The 23,189-nt window shown below is 30.4% G+C and carries 29 protein-coding genes; 8 read left to right on the top strand and 21 right to left on the bottom strand.

What is annotated here, in order from left to right:
* Position 1: 1 nt before the first annotated feature.
* The 9 genes from KPL44_RS03605 to KPL44_RS03565 form a co-directional block, all read right to left on the bottom strand.
* Positions 2-1,045, bottom strand: coding sequence for a hypothetical protein (locus KPL44_RS03605; RefSeq protein ID WP_216247492.1), 1,044 nt, complete (start codon positions 1,043-1,045; stop codon positions 2-4).
* Entirely contained in the window at positions 1,045-1,290 is a 246-nt protein-coding gene (locus KPL44_RS03600) for an AbrB/MazE/SpoVT family DNA-binding domain-containing protein (protein WP_216247490.1), read from the bottom strand. The genes KPL44_RS03605 and KPL44_RS03600 overlap by 1 nt, the downstream gene beginning before the upstream one ends.
* Positions 1,291-1,292: 2 nt before the next feature.
* Positions 1,293-1,694, bottom strand: coding sequence for a hypothetical protein (locus KPL44_RS03595; protein WP_216247488.1), 402 nt, complete (start codon positions 1,692-1,694; stop codon positions 1,293-1,295).
* 9 nt (positions 1,695-1,703) lie between these two features.
* Positions 1,704-2,033, bottom strand: a complete 330-nt coding sequence (locus tag KPL44_RS03590) for a hypothetical protein (RefSeq protein ID WP_216247486.1) — start codon at positions 2,031-2,033, stop codon at positions 1,704-1,706.
* On the bottom strand, positions 1,996-2,262 hold the full coding sequence (locus tag KPL44_RS03585) for a hypothetical protein (RefSeq protein WP_216247484.1): 267 nt from the start codon (positions 2,260-2,262) through the stop codon (positions 1,996-1,998). The genes KPL44_RS03590 and KPL44_RS03585 overlap by 38 nt, the downstream gene beginning before the upstream one ends.
* A complete protein-coding gene (locus tag KPL44_RS03580) occupies positions 2,249-2,431 on the bottom strand; it encodes a hypothetical protein (RefSeq protein WP_216247482.1) in 183 nt (60 codons plus the stop codon). Before KPL44_RS03580 ends, KPL44_RS03585 begins: the two co-directional genes overlap by 14 nt.
* Positions 2,432-3,019 (bottom strand): sigma-70 family RNA polymerase sigma factor, encoded by a 588-nt coding sequence (locus KPL44_RS03575; protein ID WP_216247480.1) that lies wholly within the window; start codon positions 3,017-3,019, stop codon positions 2,432-2,434.
* 10 nt (positions 3,020-3,029) lie between these two features.
* Positions 3,030-3,302, bottom strand: a complete 273-nt coding sequence (locus tag KPL44_RS03570; RefSeq protein WP_216247478.1) for a hypothetical protein — start codon at positions 3,300-3,302, stop codon at positions 3,030-3,032.
* Positions 3,303-3,418: 116 nt separating this feature from the next.
* A complete protein-coding gene (locus KPL44_RS03565; protein ID WP_216247474.1) occupies positions 3,419-3,634 on the bottom strand; it encodes a hypothetical protein in 216 nt (71 codons plus the stop codon).
* 169 nt (positions 3,635-3,803) lie between these two features.
* On the opposite strand from KPL44_RS03565, the gene KPL44_RS03560 reads away from it, so the two are divergent.
* The 4 genes from KPL44_RS03560 (at position 3,804) to KPL44_RS03545 (ending at position 9,293) form a co-directional block, all read left to right on the top strand.
* The gene (locus tag KPL44_RS03560; protein WP_216247472.1) at positions 3,804-4,445 is read left to right on the top strand and encodes a helix-turn-helix domain-containing protein; all 642 of its coding nucleotides are present in this window, start codon (positions 3,804-3,806) and stop codon (positions 4,443-4,445) included.
* Positions 4,446-4,455: 10 nt separating this feature from the next.
* Positions 4,456-5,499, top strand: a complete 1,044-nt coding sequence (locus KPL44_RS03555) for a tyrosine-type recombinase/integrase (RefSeq protein ID WP_216247470.1) — start codon at positions 4,456-4,458, stop codon at positions 5,497-5,499.
* A 621-nt stretch (positions 5,500-6,120) separates the two neighbouring features.
* Complete coding sequence (locus KPL44_RS03550) at positions 6,121-6,732, top strand: type 1 glutamine amidotransferase family protein (protein WP_216247468.1); 612 nt, start codon at positions 6,121-6,123, stop codon at positions 6,730-6,732.
* Between the two features lie 401 nt (positions 6,733-7,133).
* Positions 7,134-9,293, top strand: a complete 2,160-nt coding sequence (locus tag KPL44_RS03545) for a methyl-accepting chemotaxis protein (protein WP_216247466.1) — start codon at positions 7,134-7,136, stop codon at positions 9,291-9,293.
* Between the two features lie 150 nt (positions 9,294-9,443).
* Here KPL44_RS03545 and KPL44_RS03540 read toward each other — a convergent pair whose 3' ends face one another.
* Positions 9,444-9,950: an N-acetylmuramoyl-L-alanine amidase gene (locus KPL44_RS03540; protein WP_216247465.1), complete on the bottom strand. Its 507-nt coding sequence runs from the start codon at positions 9,948-9,950 to the stop codon at positions 9,444-9,446.
* Positions 9,951-10,118: 168 nt separating this feature from the next.
* Here KPL44_RS03540 and KPL44_RS03535 point away from each other — a divergent pair, with 168 nt between their 5' ends.
* Entirely contained in the window at positions 10,119-10,631 is a 513-nt protein-coding gene (locus tag KPL44_RS03535) for a DUF4883 family protein (protein ID WP_331701104.1), read from the top strand.
* A gap of 60 nt (positions 10,632-10,691) precedes the next feature.
* On the opposite strand, the gene folK is transcribed toward KPL44_RS03535, so the two are convergent.
* From folK to KPL44_RS03505, 6 genes are all read right to left on the bottom strand, one after another.
* On the bottom strand, positions 10,692-11,510 hold the full coding sequence (gene folK / locus KPL44_RS03530) for a 2-amino-4-hydroxy-6-hydroxymethyldihydropteridine diphosphokinase (RefSeq protein WP_216247463.1): 819 nt from the start codon (positions 11,508-11,510) through the stop codon (positions 10,692-10,694).
* 40 nt (positions 11,511-11,550) lie between these two features.
* Positions 11,551-12,357 (bottom strand): dihydropteroate synthase, encoded by an 807-nt coding sequence (gene folP, locus KPL44_RS03525; RefSeq protein WP_216247460.1) that lies wholly within the window; start codon positions 12,355-12,357, stop codon positions 11,551-11,553.
* 41 nt (positions 12,358-12,398) lie between these two features.
* Positions 12,399-12,905, bottom strand: a complete 507-nt coding sequence (locus KPL44_RS03520) for an HD domain-containing protein (protein WP_216247458.1) — start codon at positions 12,903-12,905, stop codon at positions 12,399-12,401.
* 15 nt (positions 12,906-12,920) lie between these two features.
* Positions 12,921-13,694, bottom strand: a complete 774-nt coding sequence (locus KPL44_RS03515) for an aminotransferase class IV (protein WP_216247455.1) — start codon at positions 13,692-13,694, stop codon at positions 12,921-12,923.
* 67 nt (positions 13,695-13,761) lie between these two features.
* Complete coding sequence (pabB, locus tag KPL44_RS03510; RefSeq protein ID WP_216247442.1) at positions 13,762-15,111, bottom strand: aminodeoxychorismate synthase component I; 1,350 nt, start codon at positions 15,109-15,111, stop codon at positions 13,762-13,764.
* A gap of 9 nt (positions 15,112-15,120) precedes the next feature.
* On the bottom strand, positions 15,121-15,714 hold the full coding sequence (locus tag KPL44_RS03505) for an anthranilate synthase component II (RefSeq protein ID WP_216247440.1): 594 nt from the start codon (positions 15,712-15,714) through the stop codon (positions 15,121-15,123).
* A 219-nt stretch (positions 15,715-15,933) separates the two neighbouring features.
* On the opposite strand from KPL44_RS03505, the gene KPL44_RS03500 reads away from it, so the two are divergent.
* Positions 15,934-16,767 carry a PHP domain-containing protein gene (locus tag KPL44_RS03500; RefSeq protein ID WP_216247439.1) on the top strand — a complete coding sequence of 278 codons (834 nt, stop codon included), beginning with the start codon at positions 15,934-15,936 and terminating at the stop codon, positions 16,765-16,767.
* A gap of 107 nt (positions 16,768-16,874) precedes the next feature.
* Here the strand turns inward: KPL44_RS03500 and KPL44_RS03495 are convergent, their stop codons facing one another.
* The 3 genes from KPL44_RS03495 to KPL44_RS03485 form a co-directional block, all read right to left on the bottom strand.
* Entirely contained in the window at positions 16,875-18,281 is a 1,407-nt protein-coding gene (locus KPL44_RS03495) for an aminopeptidase (protein WP_216247437.1), read from the bottom strand.
* Positions 18,282-18,392: 111 nt separating this feature from the next.
* Entirely contained in the window at positions 18,393-19,313 is a 921-nt protein-coding gene (hprK, locus tag KPL44_RS03490) for an HPr(Ser) kinase/phosphatase (protein ID WP_216247435.1), read from the bottom strand.
* Between the two features lie 36 nt (positions 19,314-19,349).
* Complete coding sequence (locus KPL44_RS03485; RefSeq protein ID WP_071615011.1) at positions 19,350-19,517, bottom strand: DUF896 domain-containing protein; 168 nt, start codon at positions 19,515-19,517, stop codon at positions 19,350-19,352.
* Between the two features lie 330 nt (positions 19,518-19,847).
* Here KPL44_RS03485 and KPL44_RS03480 point away from each other — a divergent pair, with 330 nt between their 5' ends.
* Positions 19,848-20,024 carry an aspartyl-phosphate phosphatase Spo0E family protein gene (locus KPL44_RS03480; RefSeq protein WP_216101986.1) on the top strand — a complete coding sequence of 59 codons (177 nt, stop codon included), beginning with the start codon at positions 19,848-19,850 and terminating at the stop codon, positions 20,022-20,024.
* A gap of 31 nt (positions 20,025-20,055) precedes the next feature.
* Here the strand turns inward: KPL44_RS03480 and KPL44_RS03475 are convergent, their stop codons facing one another.
* Together KPL44_RS03475 and KPL44_RS03470 are read right to left on the bottom strand one after the other, a co-directional pair.
* Complete coding sequence (locus tag KPL44_RS03475; protein ID WP_216247434.1) at positions 20,056-20,454, bottom strand: hypothetical protein; 399 nt, start codon at positions 20,452-20,454, stop codon at positions 20,056-20,058.
* A gap of 109 nt (positions 20,455-20,563) precedes the next feature.
* Positions 20,564-21,742, bottom strand: coding sequence for an FprA family A-type flavoprotein (locus tag KPL44_RS03470; RefSeq protein ID WP_216247433.1), 1,179 nt, complete (start codon positions 21,740-21,742; stop codon positions 20,564-20,566).
* Positions 21,743-22,054: 312 nt separating this feature from the next.
* On the opposite strand from KPL44_RS03470, the gene KPL44_RS03465 reads away from it, so the two are divergent.
* Positions 22,055-22,891, top strand: coding sequence for an SDR family oxidoreductase (locus KPL44_RS03465; protein WP_216247432.1), 837 nt, complete (start codon positions 22,055-22,057; stop codon positions 22,889-22,891).
* The last annotated feature ends 298 nt before the right edge of the window (positions 22,892-23,189 follow it).

Here is a 23,189-nt window from a genome sequence, read left to right as displayed (position 1 = left end):
TTTAATTTCCTCCCTTTGCTTTTCTAAATGCATCAAGTACTTCTTTTTGACAATCAGGACAATATATTTCACCTTGAAATTTAGTCTTTGAGTATTCGATTATTGCATCAGCAGTCCACTGTTTATCTATACCTTCAATGACAACCCCACATTTTCCACACACAATAACGGGTATATCTTCTATTATTTCAGCATCAATTTTTGTAGCTTCCTCTTCATCATTTACCTTTTGTTCTTCTATAAGAAGAGCTTCTGACGCAGGTGCTTCTATATTTTTCACGGTACTTCTGGGCCCGAATAAGTTTGACATACTATCAGCATATTGGCTTATCATTACCTTTTTAAGTTCTGGATTAGCTAGATTAGGAACCACATGAGCTACTATGAAAGGTTTTTGTAATTCAGCCTTAGTATAAGTTGGTTTAATTCCCATAGCTTCTCTCAATGCTCTGTTAAGTGTTTTAGTCTCACACTGCCCTCTCTTGTGTGACAAAAACTGAGTTAATTGTTTTTCTACTGCATCTAATTTTTCTTCATCCGTTGCTGGAACTGGTTTTTTATTTACATAAACTTTGAGATTCTTTTTTTGCTCCATGTATTCAGCTTTTAAATCTGCGATAATTATTTCATTCGTGGCCGTTACGGTCCTAAATTGTCCACTCGCTACTGGCACTAAGATTGTTACTTCATGGGCTGTATCTCTAGTGTCATAATCCACTACTTTACCTATAGCTTTTGCCATTTCAATTGCTGCTAAAGTAGTACTTGGAATTATTGCTTTTGAAGATAATATTTGAATACCTGCAGCACTCATAAGTTTTGACAATGCTGTTTTATTCAACGCTAATTTGTCGTCACCACCGTTATATCCTTTGGTTTGAACATATACATCGCCACCATTTGTAGCATCATTATTAATTTGGACTTCATTGACAACGATTTTATACATATCTGAAAGCTCCTGCATTGATTTTTCCGGTATTAATAAATTGTATTTATCAGTTGGGTAATCATTTGTTATTGCTATTACTATATTTTCTGACATTATTTAACCTCCTCTAATTCTTTCAAGCAACTTCTACAAACATTTTTTCCTTTGTAATTAACCAAATCATTACCATCTCCGCAAAATATACAATCTGGTGTGTATTTTTTTAAAATTACAGTTTCGCCCTCTGTATAAATTTCAAGTGGATCAAGTTCCTCAATATTTAAAACTCTCCTTAATTCTATTGGGATTACTATTCTTCCTAATTGATCTACTTTTCTAACAATTCCAGTTGATTTCATACTTAACAATCTCCTCTTAATTTATTATTTAATTTACTTCTTAAAGTTCTAATTTTTCTAAAGTTTTTTCTATTTAATAAACTTGCCTGTTTGTTAGCTTTCCTAAGTCCTATATTTAATTCTTCAGCTTCTCTCAACGCATTATCACTGTCTACAAGTGCCCTTCTGAGCCATGTTGTATTTGAATCCAATGCTTTAATTTTCCCACGCAAATTTTTCTCAACTTCATTCATGTTTTCACAGCTTTCTTCAAGCTCAGCAATTCGCTTTTTTAAAGTTAGAATCTCGTCATCCTGGTATTCAACTATCTGCATATAATCATCCAAAGACTTTGCACATTCCGTAATGGTAAATTTATAATCTCCCAGTGATTCAATCAAATTTTTAGTATCTTTTTCCCTCATATTTACCTCCTAGAAATTTTTGCCTATAGTCATTAAGTGTTTTGCATCAATATTTCCAACATTAACGGTTTCAGTTTTAATTTTCCGTTTAATCACCCGCCTTTTTTGTGGTATACTATCAATGGATAATTTTTTTAACCAATCAATTTTAAGTGGATTCTTTACGAGAGAATCTGCTTTCTTTTTTTCTTCTAGTCTAAGCGCTAGCAGTAGGTTTACTTTACATTCTGTAGCTCTTAACTGATGTATAGCTACTTCTACAAACTCCTCATCTGCATACTGGAAATTTTGTTCTGCTTGCTTAAGCTCTATGATGGCTTGGACGATTTCGTTTTTCATCGTTATTTTTCCTTCCGATGCATTTACACCATTTAATATTGATTGAATAACCAGTTCCTAATATCGTACCAGCTCTATTGGGATTTACGTTTTGGGTAACTAAACGTCCATTTAATTCCTTTACCCAATTAGATATCTCGAATCTCATTTTTTTACTTTCCTTATACTTTTTATAACTAAAAACATATATTAAGTTAGTTTGGAAATTTTTAGATTTAGTTTTTCTCATCAATATTCTCCTTACTTTCTGGCATTAAATTTCTACTTGCATCTAGAAATTCATTTTCATAATCATGTATTGGTGAAGAGAGAATTTCTGCACATTTGTTACAAGGTTCTTGAGTTGCCTTTTTATCTTTACTAATGCACTGTTTACATCTAGTCTTTCGTATTGCCATTTAACTCACCTCTTTCAAAATTACTTTTAGCCTTTGTTTTGCTCTTATTAAACGCCTGCTTATGTCCACTTGGCTAGTTTCAAGCAGCTTCGCAATTTGGGTTTGTGAAAGTCCCCGATATAATTTCAATTCAAATGCTTGTCTATCTCTTTTATTGAGTTTATTCAAAGCTTCACAGACCAATACACTTGTACAATCGTCATCCGTACCAATGGAATCACCTTTCGTAATATCTTTAGTTTCGCTTTGAAACAATACTTCATCTAAACTATCACAATATACTATTTTTTTTGATGTCACATCTCTTCTCTGGGTCCTTATATTTCTTTCACAATCTCTGAAATGCCTTAATATCAATCCCTTTGAAACTATCTCGAAATATGTGGAAAACTTTGCTTTTTTTAAATTCACTTTTTTTAATGAATAAGCAAATGCTTGGTTAACTATGGCTAAAATCTCCTCTTCATCAATGCTCAAGTTTTTATATTTTATAGCTATTCGATATACAAGACCCAAATTTGCTTTGTAATAATCGTCTCCAGCTTGTCTATTCCCATTTTTAAACTGTTGAATCAATTCTTCCTGCATTCCAATCCTCCTATATCTTTTTAGTACTTTTAACTTCGCGTACCATGTTGTTCATAATTTTATTTGCTTCTTTTTTACTTATGAACATCGCTTTGCTTAATTCCTTCGAAGCTCTACTTCTCACTAACATGTCCACATTAATTCCCCCTAAAATTTGTCTGCAATATTCCTGAGTTTCAATTATTCCCTTTTCTACTTTTGCAAGCTGTTTCAACAAACCTTTCTTTTGCATTTTTAAAATTGTAATATCTCTTTGGTAAACTTTTAGCATTTCATTGTCCATGGCTTATCCCCCTTAACTTCATTTAAGCATTGCGCTTTATTTTGTTTGATATACTGTAATATTTTTGAAATGTATCGAATAATATATATTGAAGAAGTGTTTCTTTTACGCAACTTTTAATTAAAAAAAATATTATAACTTGTACCATATTTGGATACTATTTTTTCCACTTCATATAAGTGGAAATCAGATAGTCCATTAATCTTATCGGACACAGTACCGATTCTGATTCCTAGCAATTCTGCGATGTCTTCATATTTAAGTGAGTTGCCTCTTAGCCAACCTTTTAAATTATTATATGGTTCATGTACCTTATTTCTCTTTCTTTTCATTTAGCCTCACCCCTTTCGTTTCGTTTCTTATTCGCAACCTTAGTATAATCTTCCATTGTTGCCATGTCAATAACTTTTTTAAATAAATCGGAATTAATTGTTGTAAAATAGGAAACGTAATGATACAATCAATTCAATAAAGTTAGTTTTTCTATTAGAGGAGATGTATATGAAAAAAGAAATTACAATAGGTTTTGGAAAAAGACTTAAAGAATTGAGGAACGATAATAATTACTCGTTAGATTCCCTTTGTGATCTATATAATTCTAAGTTTGATGGGAATTTAAATAAGGGTACATTGTCAAAATATGAAAATGGTCTACAAGAACCAAAGTTTACTACAGTTAAAAGTTTATCAGAATTTTTTAATGTAAGAATTGAATATTTAATTGGTAAAGATGATGACAAGTATGCTGGTATTGACAAACTTGACTATAAAAAAACTGTTCCCATTTTAGGTGTTATAGCGGCAGGGTGTCCAATTATAGCAACTGAATGTATTGAAGGTTATGAGCATACAGAAGATAGCACCATAGATTTTTGTTTGAGAGTTAAGGGTGATAGTATGATTGGTGCTAGAATATATGAGGGGGACATAGTTTATGTAGATAAAAACTCAGTTATTGATAATGGTGATATTGTAGTGGCCCTTGTAGATGGAGAGAACGCAACTCTTAAAAGGTATTTCAAATATGGTAATACAGTTATATTAAGACCAGAAAATCCATCCTTAAGTGAAATGGAATTTAATGCAAAAGACAAATACTTTAAAATACTAGGCAAAGTTAAATTTGTAAAATTTAAAGTGTGAGGTGAAATTAATGGCAAGCATAAGAAAAATGGAAAATGGCTCATTTAAAGCTACAGTTAGTTTAGGCCGTGATGCTAATAATAAACAAATACGAAAAACACTTTATGCCTCTACTGAAAAAGAGTGCAAAAATAAGGCTAGAGTAATAGAGCAAGAATATGAAGATGGCCTTTATGTTGATACTAAGAAAATGAGATTTTCAAAATGGGCAAAGGAATGGCTTGAGCTTAGAGAAAGTCGGATCTCTCCATCCACACTCCAAAGTTACAGAATATATATTAATAAACATTTTGAGCCCTACTTTGGAAAATATAAGATTTCTCAAATTACCGAACTAATGATTAAAAGATATATTGCTGAAAAACTAAAAACATTATCTTCAACTACAGTTAGAAAACACATATATATTTTAAGTGCCATATTGGAAGATATACTTAAGCATAAAAATCCATGCAAATATATTGAAATTCCTGAGGTGGCGCATTATGAATATCATATTGTTTCCGATGATGAATATAAGACTATACGTGAGTTTTTTAGGGGCAAATCTTATGAACCTATAATATTGCTAGGAGCATTATGCGGTATGCGTAGAGGAGAGATATTTGCGCTTAAATGGGATGATATAGATAATAAAGCTCAAACAATTAGAATAGATCAAGCCCTATGTATTTCAGATAATGGTTATGTAGAGAAAAAAACTAAAAGTAATAATGGTTTCAGGACCATTGCAGCTCCTGAAGAAATTTTTGAGTTGCTTGAAATAAAAAGAAAAAAACAAAAAGTTATAAAAGAAAGAATATTCCCAAGTAGGCCCGATTCTTTCTCAAGTTGGTTTGCTGAATGTATGACTAAATTGAAATTAGATATTAGATTTCATGATTTGAGACATTATCACGCTACCTGGTTATATAAAAATGGTATACCAGATCTATTTGCTGCTCAAAGACTTGGAGATGATTTACAAACAATCAAAAAAGTTTATCAACATATTGGCGATGATACAGCAAAGAAATACAACGATGAGATTATTAAAAAGATTAACACACTATAATTCAAAAAGGTGCACGAAAAGGTGCACAAAACTTTATTAAACATCGTAACGATTTTTCGGTGCATCGTAAAGTTTCTAATAAGCAACATTTACTAGCAATTGCAGGCTTTGACTTGAAATGTTGATAGTGAACATTTCTAATAAAATTATCTAATAAGAAATACATCGGACTCAAAATCCAGTGGTAGCAATACCGTGCGGGTTCGATTCCCGCCTCCGGCACCAGTTATAGCAAGAGCTTTAGTAAATCGTAGTGGATTTACTAAAGCTTTTTTTTATATTCTTCTAAAAACTCATCTAAAAATATTGCCTCAAAATCAGTTGTAACTTACGTTTTCAAATAATAGCTGAGGGCATAAAGCAATATAAAAATCGGAATATAATATTCGATAGCAATATACTCCTTTTCAATACACCAATCCACTCTAGCTGAAATATCATATAATTTCTCAAAGTTCATTTTAATTCGTAACAAGAATACCTTTAATTTTTAGCTTTTTTATTACAATTATAGAAATTTATATTTGTTAAAATATGCTATAATTTCTATAGACTTAAATCAATTTTATAAAACATTGTGAAATAATGATAATTTACATTATACGAGGAGGATGAAATGATATGAAAAAGACAGTATTACTATTTTTATTAAGCAATTATGCCGATTGGGAAGCCGGTTATGTAGCTGCTGAATTGAATTGTGATGATGATAGCAATCCTTACTGTATTAAAACCATCAGCATATCCAAGGAGCCAGTGTACTCAATAGGAGGAATAAGGGTATTACCTGATTATTCTCTAGAGACAGTACCTGACGATTATGAAGCGCTGATACTTATTGGTGGTACAGGCTGGCGGGCATCTGAGTCCACGAAAGTTGTACCTTTGGTCAAAGCAACATTACAAAATGACAAGCCTGTTGCAGGAATTTGTGATGGTTCGGTTTTTCTGGCGAAGCATGAGTTTCTTAATGATGTTAAGCATACTTCAAACGATTTAGAGGACTTAGAAAAATATGCTGCCAAGGAATATACCAATGCACAAGGTTATGTAAATGAACCTGCTGTGATGGATGGTAACATTATAACTGCAAATGGATCAGCACCTCTTGAATTTGCTAGACTCATTTTCAGTAAACTCCATCTAGATTCTGAGGAAATGATACAGCGGTGGTATGATTTTAATAAACTAGGTAACATCGAGTTTAAAAAAATGCATTCTACAGATTTCTAGAAGCATATGTATATTGACAGTCACAACTACTAAAACCTAATAATCCATTAAAACATCGTATTATTCATAACTGAATTTACGGTGTTTTTACGTCATACGTCAAGTATCTATTCTCTATTGATTGTATATTTCTATAAATAGTGTGGTTATTAAATTCATGTGATATTTGCTCATTTAACAAATTTAATGTTGCTTTGGTTAAATCATCTCCTGCGGAGCTGCAATATTCAATTATAATAGGAACTTTAAACAATATTTGTTTTTTTTTATAAATTCATACAAAATATTTTTTATAAAAAAGGAGTTACATATTTATTGTCGAACTATATAATTAAATAAGATTTATTTAACAATTTATACATCAAATTACTATAATTATAGCAAACAAGGAGAAAATGACTATGAAAAGAAAATTTTTAAAGAAACCAAAATCAATAAAATCAAAAAAAACTACAAAAAATCGCTTCAAAAACATCAATAAAAATGGACTTATAAACAATGAACTTATTAAGACTTTTAAAATAAAAGGTGGCTTATTTAAACGTTTAGTGTTAACGTTTACCGTATTATCTTTAATAACATTATCAATATCAGCTCTACTTACCTATCAAGTTACTAAGCAAAAGGTATCAACAGATTTTGAGAATTCCACTATGCAAATCCTAAATCAAAACAAAAACTATATTGATGTTGTAGATGCATCCCTAGAAGAGTTATCCATGCAAGTCTTATCTAATAAAGATATAAGTAATAGTTTTAATACTATTACAGGAGACCAATATACTAAATGGCAACTTGTACAAAAAGTCCAAGATAGTTTGAATAATTTAACCAGTAACTCTAAATTCATTAAAAGTATGTACATATTAAGAGATAATGGTTTATCTGTATCTTCTGGTGGAAATGTAGATGTAAGTAATAGTGATACCAATGCCGTTAAATATTCTGCTTTTAAAACTTCAGAAGATTATACTAATATAATTAAATCAGATGGTAAGTCACAGTGGACTAATGTTCAAGTTGACACTTTTAATACTAGCCCAGATAATAAAAATATTAGTCTTATGAGACGATTAATATCTACATCTAGTTCAGAATCAGCTCCTATTTTAAAAATAAATGTAGACCCTCAAGTTTTTTCTTCTTCTATAAAAAATGCAAAGATAGGTAAAAATGGTTATATGTTTATAGTAGATCAAAAGGGACAAATTATAGCACACAAGGATCCAACTTTTTTAGGAAAGAAAGTAGATTCCACAATTTGGTCTAAAATAAAAAGCCTAAAAGAAGGTTCCTTTGAATATAAACAAGCAGGAAAAAACATGTATGGCGTTGAAAGCTCTTATGATACTAGAGGATGGAAAATAGTAGCAGTTGTGCCAAAAGCAGAGTTAGCCTCTACTGCAAATAGCGTGGGTGCTTTATCAATACCGATAATAATTCTTTGCCTAATTTTTACAGCGATCCTTTCAGTTTTTACTACTCGCAAAATAACAACACCTATATATGATATTATTGCGGTTGCTGAAAAGGTTTCAAATGGAGACTTTACGGTTAAAACAAATAAGTATGCTATACATGAAATAAACGAATTAAGTCTTAATTTTAATAATATGATAAAGAAATTAAAAGAAATGCTTTCCTTAACAGCGGGACTTACTAAAGAAACCACAGACTCAGCTGCTAAAATTTTAAATTTATCTAACACTATTTCTGATAGTTCCAAAGAAGTTGTTATAGCCGTTGAAGAAATTACTAGTGGTTCTTCAAAACAAACAGAAGAAACTATTGGATGCTCTAAAATATCTGATGATTTTAATAATGAAATAACTAGTTCCATTTTTTCTCTTGGAAATGTAACCAATGCTACTAAAGCATCTATTGACATTATTAATGAAGGTACAAATATTATCAACAACTTAAGTAAAACTTCTGAAAATAATTCAAATGCTATGACAAAGGTTGCGAGTACAGTTGAAACTCTAAATGATAATACTAAGAGCATACTTACAATATTAAACAAGATTAACGACATCACTAAACAAACAAATTTACTTGCCTTAAATGCTTCTATAGAAGCGGCAAGAGCGGGCGATGCTGGCAAGGGATTTTCAGTAGTTGCAAACGAAATAAGAAAACTAGCAGATAAGTCTCAAAGTGCTTCTTCAGAAATAGGGACAATTGTAGATCAAGTTAATCAATCTATAGGAGCCTCTTTAGAAATATCTGAAAATGCTAAAAAGCTATTTAAAGAAGAACTAGTCCAGGTTAGCAGTACAATAACATCCTTTGGTAAAATTAAAGAATCAATTTCAAATATTTCAAGTGCTATGGAAGTTAGTATGAACTCCATTAACGTGATTGATGAAAGTAAAAACCTCTTAAATGATTCTATTAATAGTATTGCGTCAATTTCTGAAGCGAATACTGCAGCAACTGAGGAAGTCACAGCAACAATTCAAACTCAAGCGGAGTCAAATACCTTAATGAATTCTTTGGCTGAGGGATTGAATGATAAGGCTAATGAATTGATAAAATTAATAAATAAATTCAGGTTTTAAAAATAATAATTTTTATGAAAAGCTAAGTATATTTCTATGTAAACGGGCAGCCTTATGGTTGCCCGTTTTACTAATTACATAGTTTATGTTTACTAATATTATTCCTAGTGCTTTTATTGTATTAAGCTATAAAAATAAGTTTCTTTCCTTCTAAAATGTAGTTATTCCATTTACAATGGCATTTGCTATGTTTTCTGCATTAAACCTTTCCATATCATCTTTAGAATCCAAAAATCCCGCTTCCACAAGTATTGCAGGCATTTTCGTGTTTTTTAGTAAATATAAAAAGCTTCCATCTTTTACTCCCCTATTAACATATCCCAGCTGGGCTATCTCATCCACAACTCTTTTAGCCGTTTTTTTACTTGATTCCGATATCGCAAATACTTCTGTTCCGTCTCCTCTTCCTCCATTGAAATGAATAGACACATATAAATCTACATTTTCTTCATTTGCCTTATTTACCCTTCTATAAAGTGAATTACTTAAACTAGAGTCAGCACTTGGGGTGCAGTACACTACCTCATGCTTAAGTTCTTTAAGCTTTGCTATTACCTTAACTCCAACCTCTTTATTTAGCTCATCTTCTTTTCTTATACCCACATATCCTATATCTGAGGGTGGGCAATTGTGACCAATATCAATACCGTACTTCAAAGCAATCACCTCCATATTTTTTGCTCTAATCTTAGATAAATTTTTCAACCATATTCTACAATATTCCAATGTATTCATTTTGTGTACTAAAATATAATTATCTAACATATTTTATTTATAGGGAGCATAAATAATGCGTTTGATAAAGGTAATTAGATAAGGTACTTAATGGATATAATTAAAGGATGTGATTATTTGAGATTTAATATAAAGAAATGTGTTTTACTAATAATGTGTATTTCCTTTTCCTTAAGCCTCTTCGGATGTAAATATAATTTTAATAAAAGCATTTTCACCAAAAATAAACCAAGCAATCATTATTATACCAAGTTATTAATGAATGATTTATCTTTAGAGACACCTAAAGAACTTTATGCTATATATATGAATTTTTATAAGAAAAAAGATTTTTCAAAGGAGGATTCAACTACATTCGTCAATTTCTTTAATTCATTAACTAATACTAGCTTTATAGATAAGCCGACAACCTTGCCTACTAAGCCATTATATAAAATATTTTTAACCTTTAGTAAAAATAAGTACGTATTAAATATATATAACGAAAAATATATCTCCATATATCCCTGGGATGGTGATTACAAAATGGATTACATTGATACAAGTAAAATGTTCAAAGCTTATAACCTCTATGGTCTATGCAAATATCTTATACCTAAATAAGGTATTTGTTTTTCAAAAAAGATTATATTATCACTAAAGTATAAAAGAGGAAATAAAAGCCTACTGCGCTTTTATTTCCTCTTTTATTTGAATCATAGTTTTATTCAAAATTGGATGCAAAACATATGGTGCTACATCACACATCGGTTCTATTACAAACATTCGCTCATGCATTCTCGGATGAGGCAATATTATTTCTTCTATTGAACTAATTATATCATCAAATAATAATACATCTAAATCTACTGTTCTAGGACCCCATCTTATAACTCTTTCCCTCTTTAATTCCTTTTCGATGGATAGTAGGAATCTTACAAGTTCTAGTGGAGTTAAAAGTGTTTTCACTTCAATAACACAATTTAAAAAGTCTTCTTGATCTATATATCCCACAGGCTTTGTATTATAAAATTTTGATGTTTTTGTTATTTTGGTATTATAAGAGTTGTTTATAAGCTCTAAAGCACTTTTCACATTTTTATCTTTATCCCCCATATTCCCACCTACACCAATATATGCAGTATGCCATTTTCTATCTATTTCTACAGCTGCATAAAGAAGCGGTCTTCCAATGGGAGCCCATGGCTTTTTTATTTTAAGCTTTACTCTTTGAACTAAATCATAATTTAATAGTATAAATTCGGCTACTTTCTCTGTAGCTTTCTCTATTAAATCATAGTTTTCTTTTTTAAATTCCTCTTCGACCTTGTGACAAAGCTCTCCATAATGAACAGTTTTTGTTATGTCATCAGAGATTCCAGCCTCTCTTAAACTTAAAAACAGCTCTATAGAAATTAAAAATCGTTGTCCGAGTACCTTTTCCTCTTGAAAAACTCCATGATGAGCATAGACTTCTAAGTCTTTTATGTACATTTTATCCATAGTATTATCTCCTTTTTATATCTTGAGAACAAATATTTATTTAACTTTTACATATAACATCAGTTAAAACACAAACCCTTTTATTCTCTTTTATATCATGTACTCTTATAAATTCGCAGCCCTTCATTATCCCTATAGTTGTAGTTGCAAGTGTTCCCTCAAGCCTTTCGCTAGTATCTAGTCCTTGTTCAATTCCTAGCATAGATTTTCTTGATGTTCCAAGGAGCACCGGATACCCTAAGCTTTTTAACTTTTCTAAGTTATTCATTGTTTTTAAATTATCCTCATAGCTTTTAGCAAAACCAATACCTGGGTCTAAAATAATATTCTCTCTCTTTACTCCCGCATCTAGCGCAATAATTATACTTTCACCTAAATCATTTATTATATCTTGCATTAAATTTTTATAGTTTTTATTATCACGATTGTGCATTAAACAGCAAGGTACATTATATTTAGCAGCAACTACTGCAATATATGGGTCCATCCTAAATCCCCATATATCATTAATCATGTCTGCCCCAGCCTTTATTGCGAGCTCTGCAACTTTCCCTTTGTATGTGTCCACAGAAATAGGAATATCTAGCTGCTTCTTTAATTCCCTTATAATCGGAACTACTCTTTTAATTTCTTCTTCCTCACTAACATCTTCATGACCTGGCCTTGTAGATTCTCCACCAATATCAATAATATCTACTCCCTCCGCAACCATTATCTTAGCACGGTTTATAGCTGCGCTGATATCATTAAATCTACCCCCATCTGAAAACGAATCAGGAGTAACATTTAAAATCCCCATTATGTAAGTCCTTTTACCTATTTCAAAATCTTTATTCCCTATTATCATAAATTTCCCCCTAAATTTTTTTTTGCTATATATAATCAGTTCTAATAATTCATCTTAAAATTCCTCTTGCCTAAAGGCCATTTACATCCCTCGCTTGCCTCGCAATGGACACAATCTCTTGAAAGTTTATCACATTTATATAATAAATTACTCAAACCTTCAAAACTCTCAGTGTCATTTCTATGGTTTCCTATAGCTTCTAAAATTTCCTCTATTTCCTTATCACCATATTCACACTGGTGCAGTATTTCTTTAGCAATTAGTACACTCGCAATATTATGGGCTGTCCCATTTTCATATTGCTCTCCCCTACCTATATCATGCAAAAGTGCAGTTGTATAAATTATGTATTTGGGTATATTAAAATCATTTTCCAAACTAATTATATACATAATTCTTGCCACATCCAAAAAGTGTTGCATATCATGTTTACAGTATTTTCTGTTTTTTTCTAAGTCTTCTATTTTCCTTAAGTTATACTGAAATATATTATTTTTTATAATAAGATCTACTTTATCATCTATTAAACTGTTATTTATGATTCCCACCCCTTTAGAGTAGCCTTAACCCTTGTATCTTTGTACATATGTATCGTAATACCTTTTTATTTCAGATACAACTGTGCTTTGATTAAGAACCTTATCATCAATTTTACTCACCTTCATTATACCCATAATACTATTAGTTATAAATACACCCTCAGCATCCACCAATTGATCATATGTAAATTCTCCTTCCTCTACAATAAATCCCATAGCTGATGAATTTTGAACAACAAACTCTCTCACAATACCTGGTAGTAAACCACATTTAATTTTAGGAGTATATATAATTCCATTCTTAATAAAAAATATGTTGCTTACCGCTCCCTCACTTAAAAGTCCATCAGTATTTAAAAATAATGCCTCATTATATCCTTTATCTATAATAATACCTCGTTCAATTATATTTTCAACATAATTAAATGATTTAATATATGTCAAATTAGAATATGCATTTCGCCTAACTTCACTTAACCCTAATGAATATCCATTTTCATAGTCACTCTTCTTATACGGAATTTGCCTTGTAGTAATTATAGTGTTCCTTTCAGATACCATAATTTTAAGCACGCAATTTTTACAATTAAGCTTTAAAACAGCTGCATAAATTTCTTCCTGGGTAATCTTTTTATTTACGCCTAGTGTAGTTAGCCCGCTGTTTAACCTTTTTATATGATTTGCAAGAAGAATTGGCTCTTCTTTGATAAGTATTGTCTCAAACGCTCCCCTACCAAAGAAAAATCCACTATCTAAAGATAGCTTATCCTCGTTCTCTTCACCATTCATAAGTATCATAATACCCTCCTTTTTCGGTGCCACCCACGTGGCAAGTGGCAAGTTTAATTATTCTTTCTTTTATAATTTATAGGACTCTCATTAATGCCCTCGCCTTATCTAGAGTTTCATCATATTCTGATTTTTCGTTAGAATCCCAAGTTATACCTCCACCTACTCCGAAATAGGCTTTATTTCCCTTTATTAAAATTGTTCTAATAATTATATTCAAATCTACATTCCCGTCAAATCCCAAATATCCAAGAGCGCCCGTATATATATTTCTCCGCACTGGTTCTAATTCCTCGATAATTTCCATGGAACGTATTTTAGGTGTCCCTGTTATAGATCCTCCGGGGAAACATGCTTTAATGCATTCGATTGGACCTACTTCCTCTTTTAATTTACCTACTACTGTAGATACCAAATGAAAGACTGTACTATACTCCTCTAATTTAAAAAGCTGTGTTACTTTAACTGAATTGGGTTTACAAACCTTGCTTAAATCGTTTCTCTCTAAATCAACCACATTTAAAAGTTCAGCTTTATCCTTTTCACTATTTATTAATATATTTTTATTTTTGATGTCCTCATCTACATCTTTACCCCTTGGCATAGTTCCCTTTATAGGTCTAGTTTCTACCATTCTATCCTTTATACTTAGAAATCTTTCTGGTGAAGAACATATTATATTAAAATCCTCAAAATTCATAAAAGCAGCAAATGGTGCCGGATTTATATGTCTTAAATCTTTATATATTTCATATGCGTTTTGCTTTATGCTGCAACTATACCTTTGTGACAAATTTGTAATATATATGTCTCCACTTTTTATATAAGCTCTTACCCTTGATAGAGTATTAATGTACTTACTTTTTTGAAAATCAGATGTAAATTTGTTTATTATGTCTCCTACTTTTTCATATATAACTTTATTACCATTTTGTATACGGCTTTTTATATCGTAAATACTGTCTTTCTGAGATTTAAGCATTCCTAGTGCCGATATATAAGTGTTTTTTTTAAGATTATCTATAATAATTATATTATCATAAAAGTTATAACAGCAATGAGGTATATCTATATCCTCCTTTGCTGTATTCGGTAACTCTTCAAGTTCCCTACCTAGGTCGTATGAAAAATATCCTATGCCACCAGCCACAAATGGTAATTCTGTATTATTTTTTATATAATATTCTTTTAGAATTTTATTTAACTCTTCAAATGTATCCCCTGCATATGCTTCACCGAAAGTATTACACATACCATTTTTACTTTTAAATTTTAAAAAACAATTAACTCCTATAAAAGAATATCTCCCTAATGTTTCTTTATCCCTAACACTATCTAATAATATAGTATCAAGATTTTCTTTAAATAAAGTATATATATCAAAGCCATCAAGTTTAGTGTGTACTTTTTCAATTGTGAGTTTCATTTTTTCTCCTTAAACTTTAACTAATTTGTTTTGACTTCTAACTTCATTAATAAAATTTTCAAGAATTTCGTGTCCATACTGCGTAAGCTCAGCTTCTGGGTGAAATTGTAATCCTTCTATAAAATAATTTTTATGTCTTATTCCCATTATAACTCCATCATCGGTTTCACTAGTAATTTCTAATACCTCAGGTAGCGAATCTCTTTCCACTATTAATGAATGGTACCTTGTAACCTTCATTGGGCTCTTTATATCTTTAAAAATATATTTTCCACTATGTTTAATTACAGATACCTTCCCATGCACAGGTTCACGTCCAGGAACTATCTCACCACCAAAAACTTTAGCAATAACCTGATGCCCTAAACATATCCCCAAAATAGGTATGTATCCTTTAAATTTTTCTACTATTTCCATGCACTTTCCTGCATATTCTGGAGATTTTGGGCCTGGCGAAATAATTATTCCTTCTGGTTTAATTCTCTTTATATCAGCTAATGTAATCTTATCGTTTCTATATATTAATACCTGCTCACCTAATTCTTCAAAATATCTAACTAGGTTATATACAAATGAATCATAATTATCTATCATTAAAAACATAAACGATCTCCTATTCTCTTATAATTACCTATTATATCAAATAATTTACACAAAATCATTAGTAATAAAATATTGAAAGTGACTAATATGCTTTATAGTCACCCAAATAAAATTTCTTTGATAACTAATAATAATTATTATTTATAACAAACCCCTTTTAATATACGTAAAGATTGGTTAAAATGGTACTATGTTAAACAATAAATTAGAGGTGATTATATGTACAACAGAGGTGATTTCCATCTTCATACAAATGCATCTGATGGAAAACTAAGTCCTAAGGAATTAATTCACGAAGCTTCTTTAAATGGATTAGATATTATTGCAATAACTGATCATGACACTACTTTAAATGTCGAAGAAGGAATTAGAGAAGGTATAAATAATAATATAAGGGTAATACCTGGTATAGAATTATCTACAGTTCATAACAATGAAAGCATCCATATTCTTGGATATTTTAAAGACGATGAATATAAAAATTTAGATTTTCAAAATTTTTTAAAAGATATAGATGATTCCAGAGTATTTAGAGGCAGAAAAATAGTAGAAAATCTGGATCTATTTTTCAAAATAAAATTAGACTACCAAAAGGTTCTAGATCAGGCAAAAGGGGTAATAGCTAGGCCACATATAGCTAAAGCCATAATTGATGCTGGCTATAAATATGATTGGAACTACATATTTGATACTTTTCTTTCAAACGATAGCCCTGCATATGTGCACATTAAAAGAATTCCAACAGCTGATGGTATAAGACTATTAAAGAATGTTAACGCATTAGTTGTACTTGCACATCCAGTTTTAATTAAAAAAACTTCTATAGATGAGATGTTAGGATTTGATTTTGACGGTATTGAAGCAGTTTATCCACTAAACACAAAAAAACAAAAATCGCTACTAAAATCAAAAGCTAAAGAATACAACAAATTTATTACTGCCGGTTCAGATTTTCATGGAATTTCAACATCTGACACAGGTCATGGCCTTGTTGGCTCAGTTTCCTTAAGTAATGAAGAACTAGCTATCTTTGTAAACGCACTAGAATCATAAAAGGAGATGTTTTTCACATCTCCTTTTTTTCCTTTAGAAGGGTAAAGAAAGTATATATTACGTAAAGTGCATTTGATCAAGCGCTAGTAATATATACTTTCTTATTTTTATGCCTCTATTAAAAATGCTTCATAGGCTCTACATGCTTCATAGATATCTGCTTTACTTGCAATTTCCCATGGTGCATGCATATTATGAAGAGCAACTCCTGAATCAATAACCTGCATGCCATACTCAGCTAATATATAAGCTATAGTGCCTCCACCGCCTTGGTCTACTTTTCCAAGTTCTGATGTCTGCCATGTTATATTATGCTTTTCCATTATGCTTCTAAGCTCTGCAATAAATTCTGGATTTGCATCGTTGCATCCGCTTTTTCCACGAGCTCCAGTATATTTGTTTAAAACTATACCTTTACCAAAATATGCAGAATTACGTTTCTCCATAACTGATGGAAATGTTGGGTCATATGCAGCAGTTACATCTGAAGACAACATTTTTGAATTTGCAAGTGCCCTTCTTACTTTTAACTCACTGTATTTTCCGAGTAAATTAACAACTTCAGCTACTGTGTTTTCAAAGAATTTTGATTGCATTCCAGTTGCCCCAATACTTCCAACTTCTTCTTTATCAACAAGTAAAACTATACATGTTTTGTCTGTTTGCTTCATGTTCATTAATGCTTCATATGAAGTATAAGCGCAAACTCTATCGTCATGTCCATAAGCCATAACCATACTGCTATCTAAGCCATAATTTCTAGCCCTACCTGCAGGTACTACCTCTAATTCTGATGATACAAAGTCTTCTTCATCTATACCATATTTATTATTTAAAAGTTTTAAAATATTTAACTTTACTCTATTTTTAGCATCTTTATCTTTTATTGGTATACTTCCCATAAATACATTTAAATCTTCGCCTTCAATAGCTTTATCTAAAGTTTTTTTCATTTGATCTGCAGATAAGTGAATTAGAAGATCCGAAATTCCAACTACTGGTTCTTTTTCATCTTCTCCTATTACTACATTTACCACTGTTCCGTCTTTCTTAACTACAACACCATGTATAGCAAGAGGCAACGTAACCCATTGGTATTTTTTAACACCACCGTAGTAATGTGTTTTAACTAATGCTAAATCTGAATCCTCATATAGTGGATTTGGTTTTAAATCAAGTCTTGGTGAGTCAATATGAGCACCTAAAATTTTAAAACCCTTTTCAATAGGCTCAGACCCAATTAAAAATAATGCTAAAGTTTTTCCCATGCTACTTGCATAAACTTTATCACCAGCTTTTAATTTAGTACCCTCGTTTATATAAGTATCAATATTTTTATAACCATTTTTTTTAGCAAGTGTAATAAACTCTGTTACACATTCTCTTTCAGTTTTGCATTTTGACATAAAATCTATATAATTATCAGATAATGTAAATACTTTTTCAAGATCATTTTTATTATATTTGTCCCAAGCTACTTCATATGTTTTTTCTAAACTTTTAACATCTGACATTTTTACTACCTCCATACAATAATTACTTTTCGCATCTACTATATTACTAAATTTTTCCTTAAATTTCAAATATTAAATATTTTGTTATTTGCTTTTCACTATAATTTCTAGTTAATCAATACGCGCTTTAGTTACTTCCTCTATTCTCATATTTATAGTTTCTACAGGGGTTATCTTAGAATTTAAACTATATATATAATTGGCTGCAGCAGCTTCAATAATAACTGCTATATTTCTCCCTGGCCTAACTGGCAACGTTATTTTCCTTAAATTCACATTTAGTATATCCATAAATTGATCATCTATACCAAGTCTATCATATTCCTCGCTCTCATTCCACTGCGTAAGCGAAATAAGTAAACTAATGGTCTTAGTGTTTAAAACTGAACTCATTCCATAAATTGCTGGAATATCTATTATTCCCATTCCTCTTACCTCAAGCATTCCAGAGGTTATGTAAGGGCATCTTCCGAGTAACACACCATCAACTTCTTTTATGTCTACTGCATCATCTGCAATCAACCTATGGCCCCTCTTTATTAGTTCTAAAGCACATTCGCTTTTACCAATTCCACTTTCCCCAGTTAGTAATATTCCTATACCATAAACATCTAATAGGACACCATGAAGCCTTGTTTCTGGTGCTAACTCTGCATCTAGATAATTAGTAAGCTTACTACTAAATCTTGTAGAAATTAATTTTGTTCGTAAAAGCCATTGACCATTTTCCTCTGCCGCCTTAATGATTTCCTTATGCGGCTGCAAATCTCTAGTCAATATAACACAAGGCGTTTCCAATTTGAAATATTTATTTAATCGTTTCTGCCTAAGGTCCTCTTCCATACAATCTAAAAAACTCCACTCTGCCATGCCTATTAGTTGCACCCTTTTATTACCAAAATATTCATAAAAGCCGGCAATTTGTAATCCTGGTCTATTAATATCACTAACATTAATTAACTTCCCCTTACCACCCTCTACCAAAACTTCTAAACTAAAATGTTCTATTAGTTCCTCTATGGTAACAGCCAAAATAATCCCCCCATTCCTAATAATTTATTGTTTATATTATACTTTTTTGATTGTATCTAGTTGCGCACGAAAATTTCTTTTAACATTATCAATATACTTTTGTCTTAATTCTTTTTGCTCTAATATTTCTTCATCCGTAAGCTTTTCTTCTTTACTTTTCTTATAAAGATAATTTATCCTGTTAGTTAATTCATCTGTATTAATAATACCACCCCTCTATTATTTTTGACCTATTTTATTATATTAAAATATTTTATGCATAACTAGTAGCTATCAAACATATTCTACTTTTTATGATTGTATTACAAAAACTTTAAGACTTTTTTCGTCATTTACATATTATTCCAAGTAGCTTTTTTCAACACCTACATGCTTTATAATGTTATTTTTTACCATTTCTTCGTTGTGTTTTTCATAAGATTATAGTGTATTTTGTAATTTATTACATTTTAATGACTAACATTAAATTTAACATACTTAGAATAATATGGTATTATGTACTTGCCTCACAAATACATAAATAAGGAGAAATACATGAATCTTAAATTAAAAATCATAAATAAAGAACTAGAATCGTTAAGAGCATTGTTACATTTTTTATTAAATCATAAAGACCCAACTGATAAAATGGTTGTATGTTGCAGTCAGCAATTAGATGAAGTTATAGTTAAATATCAAAAAGTTAAAGCTACTTGTAAGAAAGCAGCTTAACACATCCACTTTTTTTGGTACAAGCATAAATTTAGAAATCTAATTCAAGCAAGATATCATCAGTATCAATATCTGATTCTTTACCATAAAAAACTACAGCGAATTCATTAAATTCATATGCATCCTCGGATATGTCACAGCCAATGAATTCGTATTCAATTTCCATTTTTTCAGCACATTCTTCCATAATATCTTCAACATTATCTGCTGAAATATCACTTAAATAAGGAAGAAAAAATTCTTCATACCAATCTTCTTTTTCTTCTTTGAAATTGCCTTCATCATCTGCATAAGATGTAGCTGCCTCAATTTCTGCCTCATCATAATAATATTTGAATTTAAGAGCTATGGTTTCTTTTTTATATTGAATTTCAGCTATATCACTTAAATCATTTTTGCTTAAAAAATTTACTATATATTGTTTATTCAAATATATCGCCTCCATACATCATTCATTATAAAAAAAAAGAAAGATTTCACTACGAAAGTGAGATTTTCTTTTTTATTATATAACTTTGTAAACTAATATTTATTAGTAATTATTTATTTAAAATCTCTAAGTACTTCTCTACAAAACTATCAGCTTGTTCAAACTCTTTTTTGGCTGGTACAAATTTGAACTTAAGTCCTTCCTCTACAACTTTAAATTTCAAAGATTTTAATCTTTGTGTAAGCATAGGAACTCCCTCTCCACTCCATCCATATGAGCCGAAAGCCGCTGCAACTTTACCTTTGTTAGTTATTGGGCATACAAGTGATAAAACATCCCATGCAGGCTTTACCGCATCTTGATTAATGGTTGGTGATCCAATCATAATACCAGATGCTTTTTCAATCAATGATACAATATCAGTTAATTTCATAGATGTAATTTCATGAGCCTCGGCCTTTACACCTGCATCGTTAATTTTTTTAGCTATATATTTTCCCATCTCTTCGGTATTATGATAAGCGGAAATATAGAATATTTGAATATTTTTTTCTTTTATTTCATAAATTTTAGCCCATTGTCTATAAAGATCTATATACATTTTAACATCATTTATATGTACAGGTCCGTGACTTGGTGCTACTATATCTATTTTTAAATTTTCAATTTTATCAAGTCCTGAATTTACGAATTTCTTAAAAGGTCCCATTATAACCTCAAAATAATATTTCATCTCATCAAAATAATCACCGGAGCAAGCATCTGTTATACAACTAGTTGGTGAATAATGACAACCCATTACATCACAAGTAAACAATATTTTTTGTTCCTTAACATATGTGAACATTGTATCAGGCCAATGTAAATTAGGTGCTGATATAAATTGTAATGTGTTTTTTCCTAATGATAATTCTCCTACTGCCGGCTGGCTAATAAATTCTTTATTCATAATTTCTTTTAAATAAATTATAGCAGCTTTTGATGCAACAACAACAGCTTCTGGATAAACTTCTAAGAGTTTACTTAAAGAACCACTATGATCAAGTTCAGTATGTTGAACAATTATATAATCAACTTTTTTCTCTCCAATAACTCCTTTTATCTTACTTAAAGATTCATCAAGAAAGCCATTTTTAACGGAATCTATTATAGCTATCTTTTCATCATCTATTAGATATGAGTTATATGTAGTTCCTTTTTTTGTTTCCATTATAATATCAAATACCTTGAGCTTTGGGTCATTTACCCCAATCCAATAAATATTGTCTTTTAATTTTGTTGTTTCCATCTTAAAAATCCTCCTCAAACTTCTCTCAGTAGATAATTATTACCTTTTCTATTTATCTACATAATTATATGATTCTTATTATAATTTATTTTACCACATTTCCCAGTTCTGTTCAACTAACAATGGTTATTAACTAGCATATATTTTGTATATATAAATACTTATTTTAAATAGTTTGTCACGTAAATATTATAATATTCTCTAGAATTTTTTTAATAGTTTTTATTTTAAATAAAATCTAATACCCAAAATTCTTAATAATATTATTATTGTGTCATATACTTTAATAAAATGAATTTTCAGGAGGGATCTATGAATATTTTAATAACTGGTGCAAATGGTAATATAGGAACTTATTTATGTAATGTATTGTCAAAATCACATACTGTATATGGATTAGATAAAACTGAACTTAACATAGTAGACAAACTAAGTACTGAAAAAACCTTGAATTTATTAAAACCAGATGCTGTAATCCATACTGCAGCCATAACTAATAAATATATTTGTGAATACAATGAGACCTTAGCATACGATGTAAACACTGTAGGAACATTAAATATTGCTAATTGCTGTAATGACCTTAATATACCTATAGTATACCTCTCTAGCACAGATGTATACGGTGATAATAGTTCAATGCCTTACAGCGAAGTTGATAAATGTTTTCCAATAAATGTATTTAGCAAGAGTAAGCTTGGTGGAGAGGAATTAATTCAAACTATTTGTCAAAAATATTTTATTATCCGCAGTTCAACTATATTTGGTGGCAATGATTGTTTTGTTAGAAAACTCATAAATGGAAAACATTCAGCAATTTATCTATTTTCAAATCCAACTCTTTGTGTAACTTATATTGAGGATTTAACTTTAGCTATCCAAGGATTATTAGGAACTGATAAATATGGGGTATATAACTATACTAATGAGGGTTGTATATCAAAATCGAGACTAATAAATAGCATAATAGAATTTGGTAATCTAAATGTTCCTTTAGTTGTAAGTTCAGATAAACTTTTATCTAATCTCATTCAGGAACCTAAATATACTTGCACAGATAATTCACATATAAAAGAAGCTTTGGGTATTGAGATTGCTCCTTGGGATGATAGACTTCGCGAGTATATCAATAAATGCTTTAAAGTTTAAGTATCACATATATTTTATGTATCAAGCTTTCCTTAGATCTTGCAAAAACAAAAGCATATATTGCTACAGATGCGTTCACTTCGCCTTGTAATTCTAAAATTTATTATATTTTCAGTTGCTAAAACCCGCAAACTCGCTTCGCTCAAACATGCGGTTTTCTTACGCAAATTCAAATATAATAAATTAAGAATTACTAAGGCTTGTTCAAACGCATTTTACGCAATATATACTTTTGTTAGCATAATCAAAGAAAAATATTTTATTTCTAAAATACCCATCATCATCATCATCATCATCA

The organism is Clostridium sp. DSM 17811 (assembly GCF_018861905.1).
Lineage (GTDB): Bacteria > Bacillota > Clostridia > Clostridiales > Clostridiaceae > Clostridium_AD > Clostridium_AD frigoriphilum.
This window is presented reverse-complemented; position numbering and strand designations above follow the sequence as displayed.

Excerpts from the sequence above, each read along its gene's own strand:
- folK (WP_216247463.1), bottom strand. The coding sequence starts at position 11,510 with ATGGATAAAATGTACATAAAAGACTTAGAAGTCTATGCTCATCATGGA.
- KPL44_RS03495 (WP_216247437.1), bottom strand. The coding sequence starts at position 18,281 with ATGTCAGATGTTAAAAGTTTAGAAAAAACATATGAAGTAGCTTGGGAC.
- KPL44_RS03565 (WP_216247474.1), bottom strand. The coding sequence starts at position 3,634 with ATGAAAAGAAAGAGAAATAAGGTACATGAACCATATAATAATTTAAAA.
- KPL44_RS03590 (WP_216247486.1), bottom strand. The coding sequence starts at position 2,033 with ATGAAAAACGAAATCGTCCAAGCCATCATAGAGCTTAAGCAAGCAGAA.
- KPL44_RS03535 (WP_331701104.1), top strand. The coding sequence starts at position 10,119 with ATGGATATAATTAAAGGATGTGATTATTTGAGATTTAATATAAAGAAA.
- KPL44_RS03560 (WP_216247472.1), top strand. The coding sequence starts at position 3,804 with ATGAAAAAAGAAATTACAATAGGTTTTGGAAAAAGACTTAAAGAATTG.
- pabB (WP_216247442.1), bottom strand. The coding sequence starts at position 15,111 with ATGAAACTCACAATTGAAAAAGTACACACTAAACTTGATGGCTTTGAT.
- KPL44_RS03600 (WP_216247490.1), bottom strand. The coding sequence starts at position 1,290 with ATGAAATCAACTGGAATTGTTAGAAAAGTAGATCAATTAGGAAGAATA.
- KPL44_RS03555 (WP_216247470.1), top strand. The coding sequence starts at position 4,456 with ATGGCAAGCATAAGAAAAATGGAAAATGGCTCATTTAAAGCTACAGTT.
- KPL44_RS03515 (WP_216247455.1), bottom strand. The coding sequence starts at position 13,694 with ATGATACTTATGAATGGTGAAGAGAACGAGGATAAGCTATCTTTAGAT.
- KPL44_RS03470 (WP_216247433.1), bottom strand. The coding sequence starts at position 21,742 with ATGGAAACAACAAAATTAAAAGACAATATTTATTGGATTGGGGTAAAT.
- KPL44_RS03605 (WP_216247492.1), bottom strand. The coding sequence starts at position 1,045 with ATGTCAGAAAATATAGTAATAGCAATAACAAATGATTACCCAACTGAT.
- KPL44_RS03480 (WP_216101986.1), top strand. The coding sequence starts at position 19,848 with ATGAATCTTAAATTAAAAATCATAAATAAAGAACTAGAATCGTTAAGA.
- folP (WP_216247460.1), bottom strand. The coding sequence starts at position 12,357 with ATGATAATAGGGAATAAAGATTTTGAAATAGGTAAAAGGACTTACATA.
- KPL44_RS03465 (WP_216247432.1), top strand. The coding sequence starts at position 22,055 with ATGAATATTTTAATAACTGGTGCAAATGGTAATATAGGAACTTATTTA.
- KPL44_RS03545 (WP_216247466.1), top strand. The coding sequence starts at position 7,134 with ATGAAAAGAAAATTTTTAAAGAAACCAAAATCAATAAAATCAAAAAAA.
- KPL44_RS03550 (WP_216247468.1), top strand. The coding sequence starts at position 6,121 with ATGAAAAAGACAGTATTACTATTTTTATTAAGCAATTATGCCGATTGG.
- KPL44_RS03580 (WP_216247482.1), bottom strand. The coding sequence starts at position 2,431 with ATGGCAATACGAAAGACTAGATGTAAACAGTGCATTAGTAAAGATAAA.
- KPL44_RS03500 (WP_216247439.1), top strand. The coding sequence starts at position 15,934 with ATGTACAACAGAGGTGATTTCCATCTTCATACAAATGCATCTGATGGA.
- KPL44_RS03595 (WP_216247488.1), bottom strand. The coding sequence starts at position 1,694 with ATGAGGGAAAAAGATACTAAAAATTTGATTGAATCACTGGGAGATTAT.
- KPL44_RS03570 (WP_216247478.1), bottom strand. The coding sequence starts at position 3,302 with ATGGACAATGAAATGCTAAAAGTTTACCAAAGAGATATTACAATTTTA.
- KPL44_RS03575 (WP_216247480.1), bottom strand. The coding sequence starts at position 3,019 with ATGCAGGAAGAATTGATTCAACAGTTTAAAAATGGGAATAGACAAGCT.
- KPL44_RS03505 (WP_216247440.1), bottom strand. The coding sequence starts at position 15,714 with ATGTTTTTAATGATAGATAATTATGATTCATTTGTATATAACCTAGTT.
- KPL44_RS03585 (WP_216247484.1), bottom strand. The coding sequence starts at position 2,262 with ATGAGAAAAACTAAATCTAAAAATTTCCAAACTAACTTAATATATGTT.